The following is a 17,656-nucleotide window of genomic DNA, read 5'->3' as shown; positions in this document are numbered from 1 at the left end:
CGTCTCTCGTCGCTAGGGCCGCGCACCTCGCGCGGCGTTTAAAGGGGGCGAATACTCTCTTCATCCAGATCCGCGTCGAAGAATCGGCGCAGCGTCTGAATGTTGGTATCCGCTTCGATGGACTGGCGCGCCTGCGCCAGCTTTTCTTCATAGATGGCTTGTCGCCATTCCAGCGGGGTCCGCCCCGCCGGATTATCGTCCTCCACCACGGTCAGCTCAATCGGGCCGCCGTACAGCTCACCGAGCGCGTCGGCCAGCGTCTTCTGCGCCGAAGGCGAATTCAGATGGCGCTGCGAAGACCGCAGATGGAGGTTAATTTTGCCCGGCTCCGGCTGCTGCTTGAAGGCGTTCAACGCCAGCTGCTGCACCAATTTCGGGATCTTCAGCTTATCGATTTCCGCCGCCCAGGCGTCGCGCGCCAGCGACTCCACCACCAGCTTGGCGGCCAGCTCCGGCGTTTTCTCGTGCTCCAACGCCGTGCGCAGCGCTTTCGGCGTCGCCAGCGGTTCCGGCGCCGCTTCCGGCTCGGTCTGCGCGCGCCAGCGATAGGCTTCCGGTTTCGCCGGTTTTTCCGGCACCTTCTTCTCCGCCAGGCGCTGCTGGCTGCGCTCGGTCACGGAAGCCAAACGCCCCAGCGCCGAGTTTGCCGGCCGCGCTATTCCTGGCGCCGCCGGCTCATTCTTTTTTGGTGTGGATGCTCCCTGCTGCCGTTGCAGCTGGGACCGCGCTTTCAACAGCTGGGCGGTGGCATCCGGTAAAGGGGCCGATGATTGTCGCTGTGGCGCGGCCGGCTGCCCTAGCGGCGGCGGCGCGTCCTGAAACTGCGGCGGCTGTTGTGAAGCGGCGGCCTGCGGCTGCGCCATCGGCGCCGGCGCGGTCTGCACCAACGCCACCGGCTCCGGGATCACCGCTTTCGGGTGAAACGCCAGCGCACGCAGCAGGGTCATCTCAACCCCCATGCGGCGATCCGGCGCATAGGCCAGCTCTTTGCGGCCCACCAACAGCGTCTGGTAGTAAAGTTGCACATCGGCCGGCGGCAGGGTTCGCGCCAGCTCGCGCAGCCGTTGCTCCACGGCGGCGTACTGGTTGTCGAGCATCGAAGGCAACAGCTGCACCATCGCAATGCGATGCAGCAGCGCCAACGTCTCCACCAGCAGATTTTCCCAGTCCACACCGCGCGAAGCGGCCTGCGCGACCTGCGCCATCACCTTTTCGCCGTCGGCGCTGACCAGCGCTTCGAGGATCGCCAGCGGTTGCTCGTCATCGAGCGTGCCGAGCATCTGGCTGACGGTGGCGGCGGTCACCTGCCCCTGCCCCATGGCGATCGCCTGATCGGTCAGGCTCAGCGCGTCGCGCATGCTGCCGTCGGCGGCGCGCGCCAGAAGCTGCAGCGCACGCGCGTCGCTGGTGATCTGCTCCGCCGTCAGCACCGTTTCCAGCTGCTGACGGATCTGATCGACGTCCAGCGCTTTGAGGTGGAACTGCAGACAGCGCGAGAGAATGGTCACCGGCAGCTTTTGCGGATCGGTGGTGGCCAACAGGAATTTGACGTGCGGCGGCGGCTCTTCCAACGTCTTCAGCAACGCGTTGAAGCTGTGGCGCGAGAGCATGTGCACTTCGTCGATCAGGTAGACCTTGAAGCGGCCGCGCGCCGGCGCGTACTGGACGTTGTCCAGCAGATCGCGGGTATCTTCCACCTTGGTTCGGGAAGCGGCGTCGATCTCGATCAGATCGACGAAGCGCCCCTGCTCGATCTCGCGGCAGTTGTCGCATTGGCCGCACGGCGTGGCGGTGATGCCGGTTTCACAGTTCAGGCCTTTGGCCAGCAAGCGGGCGATGGTGGTTTTCCCCACGCCGCGCGTGCCCGAGAACAGATAGGCGTGATGGATCCGCCCCAGTGAGAGGCCGTTGGCCAGCGCGGTCAGGACATGTTCCTGGCCGACCACGTCTGCGAACGTTTGAGGGCGCCACTTACGGGCGAGAACCTGATAGCTCATTAATACCGGAGAAGTCGAGGAATCTGGAGGGTCATGCTAACACAGCCCCGCGGCGATCCGCGAGGCCGTTGTGCCCAAGGGGCAATGCCGCATCAATGGCCGGCGAAGTCCACCAGGCAGTAGCAATCGATGCCCAGCTTGTTCAGACGCGCTTCCCCGCCCAGATCCGGCAGGTTGATGATGAACGCGGCGTCGTTCACTTCACCGCCCAGACGGCGGATCAGTTTGGTGGTCGCTTCGATGGTGCCGCCGGTCGCCAGCAGATCGTCCACCACCAGCACTTTGTCACCCGCAGTGATGGCGTCGGTGTGGATCTCCAGCTTGTCGGTGCCGTACTCCAGCTCATAGCTTTCGCTGAGCGTGGCGCGCGGCAGTTTGCCCGGTTTGCGCACCGGCACGAAACCGACGCCCAGCGCCAGCGCGACGGGCGCGCCGAACAGGAAACCGCGCGCTTCGGTACCCACCACCTTGGTCACGCCCGCTTCGCGATAGCGCTCAACCAGCAGCTCGATGCTGGCGGCGTAGGCCAACGGGTTTTCCAGCAGGCTGGTCACGTCGCGGAACAGGATGCCCGGCTTCGGATAATCCGGGATGGTTTTGATACTGTCTTTAATAAACTGAAGCTGCTGCGCAGTAGCGGTCATAATTGTTGCCTGATAAAACTGCCTGAAAACCGGCGCGCCGCTCACCCGCCGCCCCGGGTGAAACACACCGGAGAAGAAATGGCAGGCGATCCGCGCACGAAAACGCCCAAATCTATGCAAACTGGCGGACAAATGCAACCAGCGGCGCACAATCAGCGCTGTTTTTGTTGCGACAGGTCAATAACCGGCAGGCGCAGCATAAAGGTCAGCAAAATAGCCAGCATCAGCAGCAACAGCCCGCGCACCCACCAGATTTTCACCAGCCACAGCGAACAGGCGAAGGTCAGCACGATCACTAGCACCGCCTTCCACTTCGCCCCCGGCGGCAGCGCGCGATGCTGCTGCCAGTGGCGCAGATAAGGGCCGAACCAGGAGCGGTGCAGCAGCCAGTGATGAAAGCGCGGCGAAGAGCGGGCGAAGCACCAGGCGGCCAACAGCAGGAACGGCGTGGTCGGCATCAATGGCAGCACCACGCCCAACGTCGCCAGCACCACCGCCAGCCAGCCCAAAATGATCAATAACCCACGCGTCATGCGGCTCTTCGCTCCTCAATCGGTTGCCGCCTACTGTAGCATCGGCGCCGCGCCGGCGGAATATGCGTACGGCGCTTGTTTCACGGCAGGATCGCGGGCAAGCTTACGCCTGTTGAAATCAAGAGGGAGCTTATGTGAGCACTCAGCGTCTATTACAGGTGTTGGCGCAGCAGATCGCGGCGCTGGCGGCCGAAGTGACCCCGCGCGGCGACGTTCCGATCCCGCAGGCGCGCTTCGACGCCGCCCTGTTCGCCAATCGCGGCACGCGGCTGCGCGACTACCTGGCCGAAGTGGAGAAAAATTTCGCCCAATTGCAAAGCGCCGCCAACGACAACCGCACCAGCCAGGTGGCCTTTCTGGCCGAAAAACTGGTGGCTCAAATCTCTGCCCTGCAGCGCGAGCTGGCAACCCAGGCGCTGCGGCGCAAGAACCAGCCGAAAGAAGCCCCCGAGGCCGATCTGTACCACAAGCTGGCCGAACATCAGGACTACGAACGCCGGCTGATCGCCATGATTCAGGATCGGGAAAGCCTGCTGGGGCGCCAGACCACGCTGGCGGCGCAGCAAAAGCTGCAGCACGAGCTGGCGGCGCTGGAGGGGAGACTGATGCGCTGCCGTCAGGCGCTGGCGCGCATCGAGCGCAATATCGAGCGCAAAGAAAACGGTTTTTGAAGATTTATCACAATATTTTAATGATTATTCCCGGTTGCGCGCCGGGTTCACTATACTCTGCCGAGACACGAGTTTTTCATCCCATTAATTAATAAGCGCAGGTGCTATGTCTCTGGAAAACGCCTCACCCGAACTGCAGCTGGCGGTAGACTTGATTTACCTGCTGGAATGCAACGAGATCGATCCGGCTACCGCGCTGGCGGCGCTGGATATCGTCAAACGGGATTATCAGGAAAAGCTGCAGCGCGCCGGCGTCACCTCGCCCTATCTGCCCGCCGGACAGTAACCGGGGACAGCGCCGCTGTCCCTTTCGCCTCTCATTGCTTATCCGCCGCCGTCTGGCCGCCGTCGTCCGGCGACAGCGTTCTTTTCACTTCCTGCACTTCGTTGCCCTGCTGGTTATGCAGATACACCTCCAGCTGGTTGAAAGCGATGTCGATGTCGTTTTCCCGGCACAAGCGGTCGATTGAGCGATTCAGTTCATCCACCGTGTAGCTGCGATCGCGCAGTTCGCGCACATAGAGCCGCAGTTCGTGATCCAGCGTGCTGGCGCCGAAGTTGAGGAAGAACACCTGCGGTTCGGGATCGGTCATCACCCGCGGGTTGTCGTGCGCCGCCTGCAGCAGCACCTTTTTCACCTTGTCGAGATCGGAACCGTAGGCCACGCCGACCTTGATCAGCACGCGGGTGATGGTATCGGACAACGACCAGTTGATCAGCCGCTCGGTGACGAACGCCTTGTTCGGAATGATCACCTCTTTGCGGTCGAAGTCGGTAATGGTGGTGGCGCGAATGCGGATCTTGCTGACCGAACCGGAGAAGGTGCCGATGGTGATGGTATCGCCGATGCGGATCGGGCGTTCAAACAGAATGATCAGACCGGAGACGAAATTGGCGAAGATCTCCTGCAGGCCGAAGCCCAGCCCGACCGTCAGACCGGCGGCCAGCCATTGCAGTTTGTCCCAGGATACGCCGAGCGATCCCAGCGCAACCACGGCGCCCACGGCGGTAATCAGGTAAGTGAGCACGGTGGTGATGGCATAGGACGCCCCCTGCCGCAGCTGCAGCCGCGACAGCACCACCACCTCCAACAAACCGGGCAGGTTGCGGGTGAGCACGTAGGCGACGATCACCGCGGCGATCGCCACCATCATGTTGCCCAGCGTCACCGCCTGCGCCACGCTGCTGCCCGCCACGGTGCTGGTGTAATGCCACAGCGTGATGCTGTCCAGGTAAGCGATGACCGTCACCAGATCCGACCAAATGGCGTAGAAGGCGCTGGCGAAGATGGCGAACAGCACCAGGGTGGTCAGGCGCAGCGACTGTTGGTTGATCTGATCGAGCGCCAGCGGCGGCTCTTCCACCACCGGTTCACCGCCTTCGGCCCCCTCTTTCGCCACGTTTTGCCGCCGCGCCAACGCGCGCCGGTAGGCCAGACGCCGCGCCGCCACGCTCAGGCCGCGCAGGGCAGTCAGGTACACAATATTCCACAGGAAAAACAGATACAGGCTGTCTATCCAGCGGCTGGCCAGCCGCAGCGTGGTATAAAAGTAGCCGGCGAACATCAGCCCCAGCAGGATCAGCGGCGTGGCGGCCAGCGCAGTGACCATCACCAGCCGCACGGCGTGCGAGCCCTTTTCACGCCAGCTGTCGCGACACAGCGGGAACACCAGCACCGTGAGCAGCGCCAGCGTCAACATCACCACGATCTGGCCGATAACGTCTTCCACCAGGCGCAGCGGCGCTTTTTCGCCCAATACCGACCAGAAGATCAGCGGCTGCAGCGCCAGCCCCAGCCGCAGCGTCTGGCGGCGGTAATGCGCGCACAGGTTGGGGCCGAAGTTGAAATGCCGCTCGGCGATGCCGCCCGGTTTCAGCATGCGGTAACTGAAAGCGAATACCAGCCATGACAGCGCCAGCTGCTGCGACAATGCCCAGATAAAGTCGCTGATGCCAAAATCTGCGCGATACATCCAGAAACCGACGCCAAGGAGCAACGCGGCGCCAGGCAACACCTTCAGCAAGGTCAGCGCGATGGCCTTCGGCGTATGCAGTTGGCCGTCGCGCTTCAGTTGCCCCACATCGTTGGCCAGCTTTTGTAAATGGCCGTCGATCAGCCGGTAGCGCCAACGCAATACCCCGATCGCCAACAGCAGCGGGATCAGGAACACCAGCGCATTCACCCCGCCCTGCAATAGCTTGCCGCCGTCGAATTTGAAATCGAGCCCGGCAATCTGATCGCGCACCGCCTCCGGCATCGCCTTCAGCCACGCCAGATCGACCGGCTTGTTGCTGTTGACCCAGAAAATCTGCTGGGTCAGCGTATCCTGCAGCGAGCCGTAGACGCTGGTGAGCTGCTGTTGGTTAATCTGCAGGTTGATCGACAGCGACAGCTGGTTGCTGAGCTGCTTGTTCAACTGATCCAGCAGTTCGCGGCGCATGTCGACGATCTCGTTCAACGCGTCGATCACTTCCGGGCCGGCCTTTTCCTTGCTCTCGGTCACCAGCTGGTTGATGTAATCTTCGCCCTTGAACAGATCGTCGCGTTGCTGATTGATATCGAACTGCTCCAGCCGCAGATCGGCGATGCGCGTATCCATATCCGCCAGCAGCGTGCCCTGCGGCAGGCTTTGCTGCTGCTGATACAGAATGCGCGACAGCACCAGGCTGCCTTTCAGCACCTGGATCTGCTCTTTCAGGTTACGCTCCGCCTGCAGCCCGCGGTCGAGCCAGTTCTTGACCCGAATGTTCTGCTGGAACAGGGTGTTGCTCTCTTCGGTGGCGGCGATCAGCCGCTGGCTCAGTTGGCGGTTAACGTCCAGCTGCTTGCTGACCAGCTGATCGTGCTGAATATCGGTGGCGTCTTCCGGGTTCTGCGCCTCTTTGGCGGTCTTTTCGGACAGCGTCAACCGCTTGCTGTTGACGATCTCCTGCAGCAGTTGCACCGACCGATCGAGCGCATCGATATGCGCGGTGGTGTAATCGCGCTGCTTTTGCAGCAGATCCTGCAGCGTGGTATTGGCTTCCAGGCTTTTACGCTGCAGCTCCAGCTGCGCATTGAGCAGCGCCTGCTCGGTGCTCAGCATCACCTGCTGACTGTTACGCAGCGAATCTTGCCCCGGCGTCTGGCCGCTGAGCTGGCTGCGGATCTCCTGCAGGCGCTGCGAGGCGGCGTACATGGTGCTTTGTACCCGCTCGGGCTGGGTTTGCAGCGACACCAGTTGGCTGTTGTAGGTAGAGAGGCTCTCCTGCGCGCTTTGCAGCTCGTCGAGCGTTTGATACAGCCGGCTTTCCAACTGACGCAGCGACAGCGGCAACAGCGCAGCGCGCGCCGCCGCATTGTCTACCGGCTGCTTCAGCGCATCCAATTCGGCGGTGACCTGACTGAGTTTCGCCGGCGCCTGCTGCACCTGCTGTTTAAGCTGCGCGGCGTCTTGCCGGTTGCGCTCGAGGGCATCCAGCAGCTCCAGCGTGCGGGTCAAATCCTGCTGGGAGAGCTTTTCGACCGGCGTCAGGGCTTTTTGCTTGTTCAGCATTTCCAGCTGGCTTTGCACTTCGCTGCGCTGCGGCAGATCGCCGCTCAGCGCCGCCTGCGCCGGCGAGCTGAACGCGTAAATAAGGAAAAGGAGAGTCGCGGCGGCGATGCGCCGCCGGCATGCGCCGACAAACATGAGCGGCGCCAGAGAAGGCAGAGTCAACCAGCGATGCATGATTTAGCTTCGGATCGGTTAAGAAGCCTGAAGATTATCACGATCGCCGGCAGGCAACGAACAACAAAAGCGTTGCCGGTGATGTCCCATTGTCGCGAAATCAGAAAGTCAGCACTTTCTCCGCCGCCAGCGTCCACTGCGCCAGCTCGACCAAGGTGCCGATCGCCACGCCGTCCGCCAGCGGCAAGCGGCTGACGCCGCGCGCGTCGGCGCAGGTCTTGCACAGCTTGACCGGCACCTGCTGCGCGGTGAGGATTTCCAGCATCTGCTGCAGGTGGTACCCCTCGTGCGGCTGCTGCCCGGCCAACCCGGCCACCACCGCATCGGACATCAGAAACAGCCGCAGATCGAGATCGCTCTGCTGCTCTTTCATGGCGATGGCCAACCGCAGCGCATTGAACAAGGATTCGTGGCCATAGGCGGCGCCATTGGCGATGAGAACGACTGATGACATGAAATCTCTCCTTATAAAGGCAGGGAGCCGGCGTTGGACGGTGCAGCCGTCGGCATATCGGATTTGAGGCGCAAGGTGGGGCAAAACTGCAGCATCTCCAAAAACGCATCCACCAGCGCTTCGGCTTCAGCCCGCAAATCGAAACTTTCCGGCATAAACAGCCAGTTTTCCAGCAGGCCGGTGATATAACCGCGCAGGATGATCGCCGCGCGACGAGTGTGCAGATCGGCCGGCAATTGCCCGTGGTGAATGCAGTTGCACAGCACCGCCTCGATGCGTTCGTAACCGGCGAGGTACAGCACCTTGCGCGAATCCAGCAACGGCATCATTTCACCGACAAACTCGCATTTGTGGAATATAATTTCCATCAACGCCCGCCTGCGGCCGTCTTCAACCGTAGACGTCAGAATGTAAATCAGAATTTCTCGGATAACCCGCAGTGGATTATCGGGAAACTTTGCCTGATACTCTGTTTCGAGCTGGTCAATTTTCGGCTCGGTAGATTCCCAAACTTCATTAAACAGGTCTACCTTATTCTTGAAGTGCCAGTAAATGGCTCCACGCGTAACCCCAGCAGCGGTGGCAATATCTGTCAGTGACGTTGCAGCAACGCCACGTTCAGAGAACTCTCTCACCGCAGCATCGAGGATTTGCTGTCGGGTTTCTTGCGCCTGCTGTTTGGTTTTTCGTGCCATGGCATTGTTATTTAGGGGGAGTGTGATTTACATACATTCGCGAATGTATGTACCATAGCACGCACATATAATTAACGCAGCAATGGGTTTTAAAGCTTGTGATCCATTGATCATTTTGAAATCGGACACTTGAGGTTTTTCTATGAACAAAAACAGAGGGTTAACGCCTCTGGCGGCCGTTCTGATGCTTTCAGGCAGCTTAGTGCTAACAGGATGTAACGATAAAGAAACCCAACAGCAAGGTGCCCAACAACAGGCACCTGAAGTGGGCGTAGTCACCTTGAAGGCCGAGCCTCTCAACATCACTACCGATCTTCCTGGCCGCACCGCTGCGTATCGTATCGCCGAAGTTCGCCCTCAGGTCAGCGGCATCATCCTGAAGCGCAACTTCGTCGAAGGCAGCGATATCAAGGCCGGGACGTCTCTGTACCAAATCGATCCCGCAACCTATCAAGCCAGCTACGACAGCGCGAAAGGCGATTTGGCCAAAGCACAGGCCAGCGCTTCCATCGCACGCGTGACGGTAAACCGCTACAAGCCATTGCTGGGTACCAGCTATATCAGTAAGCAGGACTACGACAACGCCGTCTCCACGCTGCAGCAAGCGGATGCCGCCGTCGTGGCCGCCAAGGCCGCCGTCGAAACCGCGCGCATTAATCTGGCGTACACCAAAGTGACCTCCCCGATCTCCGGCCGCATCGGCAAATCCGCCGTGACCGAAGGCGCGCTGGTCAGCAACGGCCAGGCGACCGCCCTATCCACCGTGCAGCAGTTGGATCCGATGTATGTCGACGTCACCCAGTCGAGCACCGACTTCCTGCGCCTGAAGCAAGAACTGGCCAGCGGCGCGCTGAAGCAGGAAAACGGCAAGGCCAAGGTGAAACTGATGCTGGAAAACGGCACCGAATATGCGCAGGAAGGCACGCTGGAATTCTCTGACGTCACCGTCGATGAGACCACCGGCTCCATTACCATTCGCGCCCTGTTCCCTAACCCGAACGATACGCTGTTGCCTGGCATGTTCGTGCGCGCCCGTCTGGACGAAGGCGTGCGCAGCGATGCGCTGCTGGTGCCGCAGCAAGGCGTCACCCGCAACCCGCGTGGTGAAGCGACGGCGTTAGTGGTCGGTGCAGACGATAAAGTTGAGCTGCGCACGCTGAAGGCGGATCAGGCGATTGGCGACAAATGGCTGGTTACCGATGGCCTGAAAGCCGGCGATCGCGTGATCGTCTCCGGCCTGATGAAAGTGCATCCAGGCGCGCAGGTAAAGGTGCAGGAAGTTGACACTCAGGCGCAAAAACAGCCGCAGTCTGAAGCGCAGAAGTCATAAAAAGGAGCCTGTAATACATGGCTAAGTTCTTTATAGACCGCCCAATTTTCGCCTGGGTAATCGCCATCATCGTCATGTTGGCGGGGGTGCTTGCAATAATGAAACTGCCGATCGCGCAGTATCCCACTATTGCACCGCCGGCGGTGAGTATTTCCGCCACCTACCCGGGCGCAGATGCCAAAACGGTGCAGGATACCGTCACGCAGATTATCGAACAGAACATGAACGGTATCGATAACCTGATGTACATGTCCTCCACCAGTGATTCCTCTGGTAGCGTCACCATTACCCTGACGTTTGATTCCGGCACCGATCCTGACATCGCGCAGGTTCAGGTTCAGAACAAACTGTCGTTGGCCACCCCATTGCTGCCGCAAGAAGTTCAGCAACAGGGCCTGAAAGTAGAAAAATCCAGCAGCAGCTTCCTGATGGTGGCCGGCTTCGTTTCCGACGATCCGAACATGACGCAGGACGATATTGCGGACTACGTGGCGTCCAACATCAAGGATCCGATCAGCCGTTCGTCCGGCGTGGGCGAGGTGCAGCTGTTCGGTGCCCAGTACGCGATGCGTATCTGGCTGGATCCGAACAAGCTGAACAACTACCAGCTGACGACCACGGACGTGACCTCCGCCATCACCGAGCAGAATAACCAGATCGCCGCAGGCCAGCTGGGCGGCCTGCCGCCGGTGCCGGGGCAGCAGTTGAACGCCTCGATCATCGCGCAGACCCGTCTGACTTCGCCGGAAGAGTTCGGCAAGATCCTGCTGAAGGTGAATACCGACGGTTCCCAGGTGCGCCTGCGCGACGTCGCTCACATCGAGCGCGGCGCGGAAAGCTATGCCGTTACCGCGCGTTATAACGGCAAGCCTGCCGCCGGCCTGGGTATCAAACTGGCAACCGGCGCCAACGCCTTGAACACCGCCAAAGGTGTGAAAGACGAGCTGGCCAAGATGGCGCCATTCTTCCCGCAAGGGATGAAAGTGGTTTATCCGTACGACACCACCCCGTTCGTTAAAATCTCCATCAACGAAGTGGTGAAAACGCTGATCGAAGCCATCATCCTGGTGTTCCTGGTGATGTATCTGTTCCTGCAGAACTTCCGCGCGACGCTGATCCCAACCATCGCGGTGCCGGTAGTACTGCTGGGGACCTTTGCGATACTCGCGGCGTTCGGCTTCTCGATAAACACCCTGACGATGTTCGGCATGGTGTTGGCGATCGGCTTGCTGGTGGATGACGCCATCGTGGTGGTAGAAAACGTCGAGCGCGTCATGTCCGAAGAGGGGCTGCCGCCGAAAGAAGCCACCCGTAAATCGATGGGCCAGATCCAGGGCGCGCTGGTGGGCATCGCCATGGTGCTGTCGGCGGTATTCGTGCCGATGGCGTTCTTTGGCGGCTCAACCGGCGCCATCTATCGCCAGTTCTCGATCACCATCGTGTCCGCGATGGCGCTGTCGGTGCTGGTGGCCTTGATCCTGACGCCGGCGCTGTGCGCCACCATGCTCAAACCGATCCCGAAAGGCGATCACGGGGTTAAAACAGGCTTCTTCGGCTGGTTTAACCGCATGTTCGAGAAGAGCACGCATCACTACACCGACAGCGTGGGCAACATCCTGCGCAGCACCGGCCGCTATCTGATCATCTACCTGCTGATCGTGGTTGGCATGGGCCTGCTGTTCCTGCGCCTGCCTTCCTCGTTCCTGCCGGACGAAGATCAGGGCATCCTGTTGACCATGGTGCAGTTGCCTGCCGGTGCCACCGAGTCCCGCACCAACAAAGTGCTGGAAGAAGTCTCCGACTACTTCCTGAACAAGGAAAAGGACAACGTGGTTTCGGTGTTTACCGTCGCGGGCTTCGGCTTCAACGGTAACGGCCAGAACAACGGCCTGGCATTCGTCAGCTTGAAAGACTGGGGCGAGCGCCCAGGGGCTGGGAACAAGGTCGAAGCGATCGCCGGTCGCGCCATGGGCGCCTTCTCGCAGATTAAAGAAGGCCTGGTGTTCCCATTCAACCTGCCGGCGATTATCGAACTCGGTACCGCAACCGGCTTCGACTTCGAGCTGATTGACCAGGGCGGCCTGGGGCACGAAAAACTGACCGAAGCGCGTAACCAGCTGTTGGGCATGGTTGCTCAGCATCCGGATGTGCTGGTGGGCGTGCGCCCGAACGGCCTGGAAGATACGCCGCAGTTCAAACTGATCGTCGATCAGGAGAAAGCCAAGGCGTTGGGCGTCAGTATCACCACCATTAACAGCACGCTAAGCACCGCGCTGGGTGGCTCGTACGTCAACGACTTCATCGACCGCGGTCGTGTGAAGAAGGTGTACGTACAGGCCGAAGCCCCGTTCCGCATGCTGCCGGAAGACATCAACAAGTGGTACGTGCGCGGTACCAGCGGCCAGATGGTGCCATTCTCCGCCTTCTCTTCGGCGAAATGGGAATACGGCTCACCGCGTCTGGAACGCTATAACGGCTTGCCGTCGATGGAAATTCTGGGCCAGGCCGCACCGGGCAAGAGTACCGGTGAAGCGATGAACCTGATGGAGCAACTGGCGTCCAAACTGCCAAGCGGCATCGGTTACGACTGGACCGGCATGTCCTATCAGGAACGTCTGTCGGGCAACCAGGCGCCGGCGCTGTACGCCATCTCGATTCTGGTGGTGTTCCTGTGTCTGGCGGCGCTGTATGAAAGCTGGTCCGTGCCGTTCTCGGTCATGCTGGTATTGCCGCTGGGGGTTATCGGTGCGTTGTTGGCCGCGACGATGCGCGGCATGAACAACGACGTGTACTTCCAGGTGGGGCTGCTGACCACCATCGGTCTATCGGCGAAGAACGCCATCCTGATCGTGGAATTCGCCAAAGACCTGATGGAAAAAGAAGGCAAAGGCCTGATCGAAGCGACATTGGAAGCGGTGCGTATGCGTCTGCGTCCAATCCTGATGACGTCCCTGGCCTTCATCCTCGGGGTTCTGCCGCTGGTTATCAGCAGCGGTGCGGGCTCCGGCGCACAGAACGCGGTTGGTACCGGCGTAATGGGCGGGATGATCACCGCTACCGTCTTGGCGATCTTCTTCGTACCGGTGTTCTTCGTGGTGGTTCGCCGCCGCTTCAGCAAGAAGAACGAAGACCTGGAACACAGCCATCCGGTAGAGCACCACTGATCGCTCAGTGATGTGAGCTCCACCTGATAATCGAAAAGGCCGCGCATGCGGCCTTTTTCTTTTGCTTCAGTTACTTAATGCAAACCGTTCTCATTAATTCACTTTTGTGTGCAATTTGCGCTTGATCGCGATGCCAGGTCGGCGCATAATTATTGTTATAGTATAACATTACACGAGAGGGCCATTATGAAACCCGGCATCCACCCCGATTACCGCACCGTGGTGTTCCACGACGTCAGCGCCAATGCCTACTTCAAAGTGGGATCGACCATCAAAACCGATCGCACTATCGAACTGGACGGCGAAAGCTGGCCGTATGTCACCCTCGACGTCTCTTCCGCTTCGCATCCGTATTACACCGGCAAGCAGAAAGACTATTCCAAAGAAGGCAGCACGGCGCGCTTCCAGCAGCGCTTTGGCCGCTTTATCGGCAATAAGTAACAAGGAAACCCCATGCAGGTATTGAGTTCATTGCGTTCGGCGAAAAACCGCCACCCGGATTGCAAAGTCGTGCGTCGTCGTGGCCGCATCTATGTGATCTGTAAAAGCAATCCGCGATTCAAAGCGGTACAGGGACGTAAGAAAAAGCGTTAACTCCCAAGTGTCATCTGTCGCAAAGCCCCGTTGCTGCTCAACGGGGCTTTTTTTATGGCGAGAAAGTGCCTGCAAGCTGTCCCCCACCCGCGGGCGGGGGGCAGAGATTACTTCATGCTGCTCAGCAGCGTGTCGACATTGTGTTTGAACGCCTGCTCATAGGTGGCCGCCGGGCCGCCGGCGCGGGAGAGCGCTTCAGGGTACAGCTCGCCGCCCGCCTTGGCGCCGGTGGCGGCGGCAATCTGTTTCACCAGCCGCGGATCGGTCTGGTTTTCGATAAAGTAAGCGTTCACCTTCTCCTGTTTAATCTGCTTAATCAGGTTCGCCACGTCGCTGGCGCTGGCTTCCGCTTCGGTGGAAAATCCGACCGGGGCAAGGAAGGTGACGCCATACTCTTGCCCAAAGTAGCCAAAAGCATCATGGCTGGTCAGCACCTTACGTTTCTGCGGCGGCACTGCGGCGAACTGGGTTTTGGCCCACAGATCCAACTTTTGCAGCTGCTGAATGTAGTCGGCGCCGCGCTGGCGAAAATAGTTGGCATCCTCAGGATCGGCGGCGATCAGGGCGTTCATCACGTTGGTGGCGTACTGTACGCCGTTTTTCATGCTGTTCCACGCGTGAGGATCGGTAATCGGTTTGCCATCCTCTTCCATCTGGCGGGTGTTGATGCCCTGTGAAGCGGTGATCACCTGCCCTTTATAACCCGAAGCGCTGACCAGGCGATCGATCCACCCTTCCAGCCCCAGGCCGCTGACGAAGACCACATCAGCCTGAGCCAGCTTCTTGCCGTCCTGCGGCGAAGGCTCGAAACTGTGCGGATCGCCATCCGGCCCCACCAGCGTGCTGACCTTGACGTGATCGCCGCCCACCTGCTTGACGATATCTCCCAGAATGGAAAAGCTGGCGACGGCGTCGACGGTCTTCGCCATCGCCAATGGGCTGGCCAGCAGAGCAGCAACCGCCAGCGATATAGGTAAACGTTTCATACTTTCTCCTTGCAAATGGCACTTCTCAACGGCGCGCAAAGGCGTAAATGCCCCCGCGCGTTCCAAACAGGATTGAGACAAAAAAGAGGATGCTGGCGCTGAGCACGATCGCCGGGCCGGCGGGCAGCGAAGCGTGATAGGACCACACCAGCCCAATCAGACTGGAAAGCGCGCCGATGCCCATCGCCGTCGCCAGCGTCTGCGGCAGATTGCGCGCCCAGAAGCGCGCGCTGGCGGCGGGCAACATCATTAACCCAACCGACATCAGGGTGCCGAGGATCTGGAATCCCGCCACCAGATTGACCACTACCAGCGCCAAAAACAGGCCGTGGATCAGCGCCAACCGGCGCGGCGCGTTAACGCGCAGGAAAGTGACGTCGAAGGATTCGATCACCAGCGCGCGGTACAGCGCCGCCAGCGCCAGCAGCGAAACCGAGGCGATCGCACCGACCATCAGCATCGCCTGCGCATCCACCGCCAGGATCGAACCGAACAACACGTGCAGCAGATCCACGCTGGAACCGCGCAGCGAGACCAGCGTGACCCCCAGCGCCAGTGAGCCCAGATAGAATCCGGCGAAGCTGGCGTCCTCTTTCAGCGGCGTGCGGCGGCTCACCAGGCCGGACAACATCGCCACCGCCAGCCCGGCGATAAAGCCGCCTACGCCCATCGCCACCAGCGACATGCCGGAGATCAGATAGCCGATCGCCGCGCCCGGCAACACCGCGTGGGACAAGGCATCCCCGACCAGACTCATGCGGCGCAGCAGCAGAAACACGCCCAGCGGGGCGGCGCTGAGCGACAACGCCAGGCAAGCCATCAGCGCGCGACGCATAAAACCGAAAGAGAGGAAAGGATCGATAAGCCCATGCAACAGCATCATGGCGCCACCGCCCGCAGATCCGGCTGCCGTTCGGCGGTGTGATGCCTCGGCACCTGCTCCAGCACTTGCTCGGCCGCGCCCCAGTGGCAAGCCTGCGGCGTCAGCAACAGCGCCTGCGGAAAATGCTCGGCGACCATCGACATATCGTGCAGCACGGCGATCACCGTTTTCCCCTGCCGGTGCAGTTGCGCGATCGCCTGCAGCAGGATCTGCGTGGTGGCGCTATCGATACCGGTGAAAGGTTCATCCAGCAAAATCAGCGGCGCTTGTTGGACCAGCAGGCGCGCAAACAACACCCGCTGCAGCTGACCGCCGGACAGCTCGCCCACCGGGTTGCGCACCAGCGCGCTCATGCCAACGCTCGCCAACGCCTCATTGACCTGGCTCGCCGCACGCTTGTTCATGCCTCCGAACATGCCGCTTTGCGGCCAACAGCCCATCGCCACCAGATCGCTCACCGCGATCGGGAATTGCCGATCCAGTTCCGCCTGCTGCGGCAAATAAGCTCTGCGCGGCGGCTTTCCGCCGCTAAAATTCAGGCTGCCGCTCATCGGCGGCAGCAAACCGGCGAGCGTTTTCAGCAATGTCGATTTTCCGGCCCCATTGACGCCCACCACCGCGGTCAGCGAGCCGGCGGTAAACTGCCCGCTCAGCGGCGGAAAAAGCGGCGTGGCGCCATAGCCCAGCACCAACTGGCGCAGGGTGATCATGGCAGCGATACCGCCCAAAAGATGCCGAACCACAGCAGGGCCAGCAGCACAACGGCACCCGCACAACGCGCGGCAGCGGAGGTGGTGAACAACGAATTCAGTGACGGCGCGGCGCCATGTTGCGAAGTGGGAATCAATGTGGTGACCAAAATGACGGGTTAATGGTTATAATATAACATCACAACAACTGCCGTATCTCAAGCTATGGCGCGACAATAATGCAACGGAACGTAACAATCCGTCGCACAGCGGATCTTCCCCCGTCCCCCTTACAAAACTCAGGGCTATTTCCATTCGGTTGGAATGTTGGCGTAAGGTAAAGAACAGCGGTAAATCGAAAAATTTACCGACGAGGGCGGAAAAGGAGTAAGATAAGCAGATAACATTGTTGTTGGCCGAGATTAATGCTTGTTACCCTTGCCTGTAACCTGGAAGTCAACGCACTTTCTGTTAAAAAATTAAAGAAAGTGATTAATGACAATAGCGCGGAGTTAGTGCCGGCGCTGACCAGCGGACTCAGCTTTTATTCTGAAAGCGCACGCTATGCCGAAGATTCATTAGAAATACTTGATATAGTGCAACAAGGTGGCGGCGATTATTCAATGAGTTATCGTTATAAGTGGGGCATTTTTAATGCCTGCCTGGATATCAACAGCGAAGATATCATCAACGACAGCGTCCGGTTTCAAGTGACGTCTCGGGGTTTAATCTTCGACATCATTGATAACTCACGCCCATCAACTGCGGATGAATTGTAAGTTTACGTAATAACTACAGGCCAAACGCGAAAAAATGATTTATATTCATTTTACGGGAAGTTTATTTAACCACCGTTAAGCTGCCTCCGTTCATGATGTAAATCAGCTTACTCACATAGTGTTATCACACCGCAATTAAGACTTACGGAGGGGATGATATGGATGAGTATTCGCCTAAGCGGCACGACATTGCTCAGCTCAAATTCTTGTGCGAAAATTTGTATGATGAAGGTATCGCTACCCTGGGAGACAGTCATCATGGGTGGGTCAACGATCCGACGTCCTCCGTCAACCTGCAGCTTAATGAGTTGATCGAACATATCGCTTCGTTTGTGATGAGTTATAAAATTAAATACATGGACGAATCTGACCTGTCGGAGTTAGTCGAAGAATATCTCGACGATACCTATACGCTGTTCAGCAGCTATGGTATCAATGATTCCGACCTGCGCCGCTGGCAAAAAACCAAGGCGAGATTATTCAGAATGTTCTCAGGAGAGGACATCTGTACGACAATGAAAACTTAG

The 17,656-nt window shown here is 59.4% G+C and carries 17 protein-coding genes and 1 other annotated feature; of the genes, 8 read left to right on the top strand and 9 right to left on the bottom strand.

Annotated features, from left to right (window positions below):
• Positions 1–38 precede the first annotated feature (38 nt).
• The 3 genes from dnaX to J0F90_RS05245 all read right to left on the bottom strand — a co-directional run bounded on the left by dnaX (position 39) and on the right by J0F90_RS05245 (position 3,174).
• Positions 39–1,997, bottom strand: coding sequence for a DNA polymerase III subunit gamma/tau (dnaX, locus tag J0F90_RS05255; protein WP_033641134.1), 1,959 nt, complete (start codon positions 1,995–1,997; stop codon positions 39–41).
• Positions 642–706, bottom strand: a sequence feature (DnaX frameshifting element). (Overlaps the previous gene by 65 nt.)
• A gap of 92 nt (positions 1,998–2,089) precedes the next feature.
• On the bottom strand, positions 2,090–2,641 hold the full coding sequence (gene apt / locus J0F90_RS05250; protein ID WP_015376864.1) for an adenine phosphoribosyltransferase: 552 nt from the start codon (positions 2,639–2,641) through the stop codon (positions 2,090–2,092).
• 152 nt (positions 2,642–2,793) lie between these two features.
• On the bottom strand, positions 2,794–3,174 hold the full coding sequence (locus J0F90_RS05245; RefSeq protein WP_033641135.1) for a DUF454 family protein: 381 nt from the start codon (positions 3,172–3,174) through the stop codon (positions 2,794–2,796).
• Between the two features lie 134 nt (positions 3,175–3,308).
• Here J0F90_RS05245 and priC point away from each other — a divergent pair, with 134 nt between their 5' ends.
• Together priC and rsmS are read left to right on the top strand one after the other, a co-directional pair.
• Entirely contained in the window at positions 3,309–3,845 is a 537-nt protein-coding gene (gene priC, locus J0F90_RS05240; RefSeq protein WP_033641136.1) for a primosomal replication protein PriC, read from the top strand.
• A 106-nt stretch (positions 3,846–3,951) separates the two neighbouring features.
• Entirely contained in the window at positions 3,952–4,131 is a 180-nt protein-coding gene (gene rsmS / locus J0F90_RS05235; RefSeq protein WP_016928837.1) for a pleiotropic regulatory protein RsmS, read from the top strand.
• A gap of 31 nt (positions 4,132–4,162) precedes the next feature.
• Here the strand turns inward: rsmS and mscK are convergent, their stop codons facing one another.
• The 3 genes from mscK to acrR form a co-directional block, all read right to left on the bottom strand.
• Positions 4,163–7,555: a mechanosensitive channel MscK gene (gene mscK / locus J0F90_RS05230; RefSeq protein ID WP_033641137.1), complete on the bottom strand. Its 3,393-nt coding sequence runs from the start codon at positions 7,553–7,555 to the stop codon at positions 4,163–4,165.
• Between the two features lie 100 nt (positions 7,556–7,655).
• Positions 7,656–8,009 carry a DsrE/DsrF/TusD sulfur relay family protein gene (locus J0F90_RS05225; protein ID WP_016928839.1) on the bottom strand — a complete coding sequence of 118 codons (354 nt, stop codon included), beginning with the start codon at positions 8,007–8,009 and terminating at the stop codon, positions 7,656–7,658.
• Between the two features lie 11 nt (positions 8,010–8,020).
• Positions 8,021–8,704, bottom strand: coding sequence for a multidrug efflux transporter transcriptional repressor AcrR (gene acrR, locus J0F90_RS05220; protein ID WP_042705619.1), 684 nt, complete (start codon positions 8,702–8,704; stop codon positions 8,021–8,023).
• A gap of 142 nt (positions 8,705–8,846) precedes the next feature.
• Here acrR and sdeX point away from each other — a divergent pair, with 142 nt between their 5' ends.
• From sdeX to ykgO, 4 genes are all read left to right on the top strand, one after another.
• Positions 8,847–10,034, top strand: a complete 1,188-nt coding sequence (gene sdeX, locus J0F90_RS05215; RefSeq protein WP_004940290.1) for a multidrug efflux RND transporter periplasmic adaptor subunit SdeX — start codon at positions 8,847–8,849, stop codon at positions 10,032–10,034.
• Positions 10,035–10,051: 17 nt separating this feature from the next.
• Positions 10,052–13,198 (top strand): multidrug efflux RND transporter permease subunit SdeY, encoded by a 3,147-nt coding sequence (gene sdeY, locus J0F90_RS05210; RefSeq protein WP_016928842.1) that lies wholly within the window; start codon positions 10,052–10,054, stop codon positions 13,196–13,198.
• 186 nt (positions 13,199–13,384) lie between these two features.
• Complete coding sequence (locus J0F90_RS05205; protein ID WP_004940303.1) at positions 13,385–13,639, top strand: type B 50S ribosomal protein L31; 255 nt, start codon at positions 13,385–13,387, stop codon at positions 13,637–13,639.
• 12 nt (positions 13,640–13,651) lie between these two features.
• Positions 13,652–13,792, top strand: coding sequence for a type B 50S ribosomal protein L36 (gene ykgO, locus J0F90_RS05200; protein ID WP_004940304.1), 141 nt, complete (start codon positions 13,652–13,654; stop codon positions 13,790–13,792).
• A gap of 107 nt (positions 13,793–13,899) precedes the next feature.
• On the opposite strand, the gene J0F90_RS05195 is transcribed toward ykgO, so the two are convergent.
• The 3 genes from J0F90_RS05195 to J0F90_RS05185 are packed head-to-tail and all read right to left on the bottom strand — an operon-like array spanning position 13,900 to position 16,371.
• Complete coding sequence (locus tag J0F90_RS05195; protein WP_016928843.1) at positions 13,900–14,778, bottom strand: metal ABC transporter substrate-binding protein; 879 nt, start codon at positions 14,776–14,778, stop codon at positions 13,900–13,902.
• A 25-nt stretch (positions 14,779–14,803) separates the two neighbouring features.
• Positions 14,804–15,661, bottom strand: a complete 858-nt coding sequence (locus J0F90_RS05190) for a metal ABC transporter permease (RefSeq protein ID WP_004940309.1) — start codon at positions 15,659–15,661, stop codon at positions 14,804–14,806.
• Complete coding sequence (locus J0F90_RS05185; RefSeq protein ID WP_033641138.1) at positions 15,658–16,371, bottom strand: metal ABC transporter ATP-binding protein; 714 nt, start codon at positions 16,369–16,371, stop codon at positions 15,658–15,660. Before J0F90_RS05185 ends, J0F90_RS05190 begins: the two co-directional genes overlap by 4 nt.
• A gap of 404 nt (positions 16,372–16,775) precedes the next feature.
• Here J0F90_RS05185 and J0F90_RS05180 point away from each other — a divergent pair, with 404 nt between their 5' ends.
• Both J0F90_RS05180 and tomB read left to right on the top strand, forming a co-directional pair.
• Positions 16,776–17,129, top strand: a complete 354-nt coding sequence (locus J0F90_RS05180; protein WP_016928845.1) for a hypothetical protein — start codon at positions 16,776–16,778, stop codon at positions 17,127–17,129.
• Between the two features lie 158 nt (positions 17,130–17,287).
• On the top strand, positions 17,288–17,656 hold the full coding sequence (tomB, locus tag J0F90_RS05175) for an Hha toxicity modulator TomB (RefSeq protein WP_004940312.1): 369 nt from the start codon (positions 17,288–17,290) through the stop codon (positions 17,654–17,656).

Source organism: Serratia marcescens subsp. marcescens ATCC 13880, assembly GCF_017299535.1.
Lineage (GTDB): Bacteria > Pseudomonadota > Gammaproteobacteria > Enterobacterales > Enterobacteriaceae > Serratia > Serratia marcescens.
The sequence above is the reverse complement of the archived record's forward strand: the minus strand, read 5'-3'. Positions and strand labels throughout refer to the sequence as shown.

Bases quoted from the DNA above. Each gene is read 5' to 3' on its own strand.
- J0F90_RS05225 (WP_016928839.1), bottom strand. From the start codon at position 8,009: ATGTCATCAGTCGTTCTCATCGCCAATGGCGCCGCCTATGGCCACGAA.
- J0F90_RS05180 (WP_016928845.1), top strand. From the start codon at position 16,776: ATGCTTGTTACCCTTGCCTGTAACCTGGAAGTCAACGCACTTTCTGTT.
- J0F90_RS05245 (WP_033641135.1), bottom strand. From the start codon at position 3,174: ATGACGCGTGGGTTATTGATCATTTTGGGCTGGCTGGCGGTGGTGCTG.
- acrR (WP_042705619.1), bottom strand. From the start codon at position 8,704: ATGGCACGAAAAACCAAACAGCAGGCGCAAGAAACCCGACAGCAAATC.
- J0F90_RS05190 (WP_004940309.1), bottom strand. From the start codon at position 15,661: ATGATGCTGTTGCATGGGCTTATCGATCCTTTCCTCTCTTTCGGTTTT.
- J0F90_RS05205 (WP_004940303.1), top strand. From the start codon at position 13,385: ATGAAACCCGGCATCCACCCCGATTACCGCACCGTGGTGTTCCACGAC.
- ykgO (WP_004940304.1), top strand. From the start codon at position 13,652: ATGCAGGTATTGAGTTCATTGCGTTCGGCGAAAAACCGCCACCCGGAT.
- dnaX (WP_033641134.1), bottom strand. From the start codon at position 1,997: ATGAGCTATCAGGTTCTCGCCCGTAAGTGGCGCCCTCAAACGTTCGCA.
- sdeY (WP_016928842.1), top strand. From the start codon at position 10,052: ATGGCTAAGTTCTTTATAGACCGCCCAATTTTCGCCTGGGTAATCGCC.
- mscK (WP_033641137.1), bottom strand. From the start codon at position 7,555: ATGCATCGCTGGTTGACTCTGCCTTCTCTGGCGCCGCTCATGTTTGTC.
- J0F90_RS05185 (WP_033641138.1), bottom strand. From the start codon at position 16,371: ATGATCACCCTGCGCCAGTTGGTGCTGGGCTATGGCGCCACGCCGCTT.
- rsmS (WP_016928837.1), top strand. From the start codon at position 3,952: ATGTCTCTGGAAAACGCCTCACCCGAACTGCAGCTGGCGGTAGACTTG.
- apt (WP_015376864.1), bottom strand. From the start codon at position 2,641: ATGACCGCTACTGCGCAGCAGCTTCAGTTTATTAAAGACAGTATCAAA.
- sdeX (WP_004940290.1), top strand. From the start codon at position 8,847: ATGAACAAAAACAGAGGGTTAACGCCTCTGGCGGCCGTTCTGATGCTT.
- tomB (WP_004940312.1), top strand. From the start codon at position 17,288: ATGGATGAGTATTCGCCTAAGCGGCACGACATTGCTCAGCTCAAATTC.
- J0F90_RS05195 (WP_016928843.1), bottom strand. From the start codon at position 14,778: ATGAAACGTTTACCTATATCGCTGGCGGTTGCTGCTCTGCTGGCCAGC.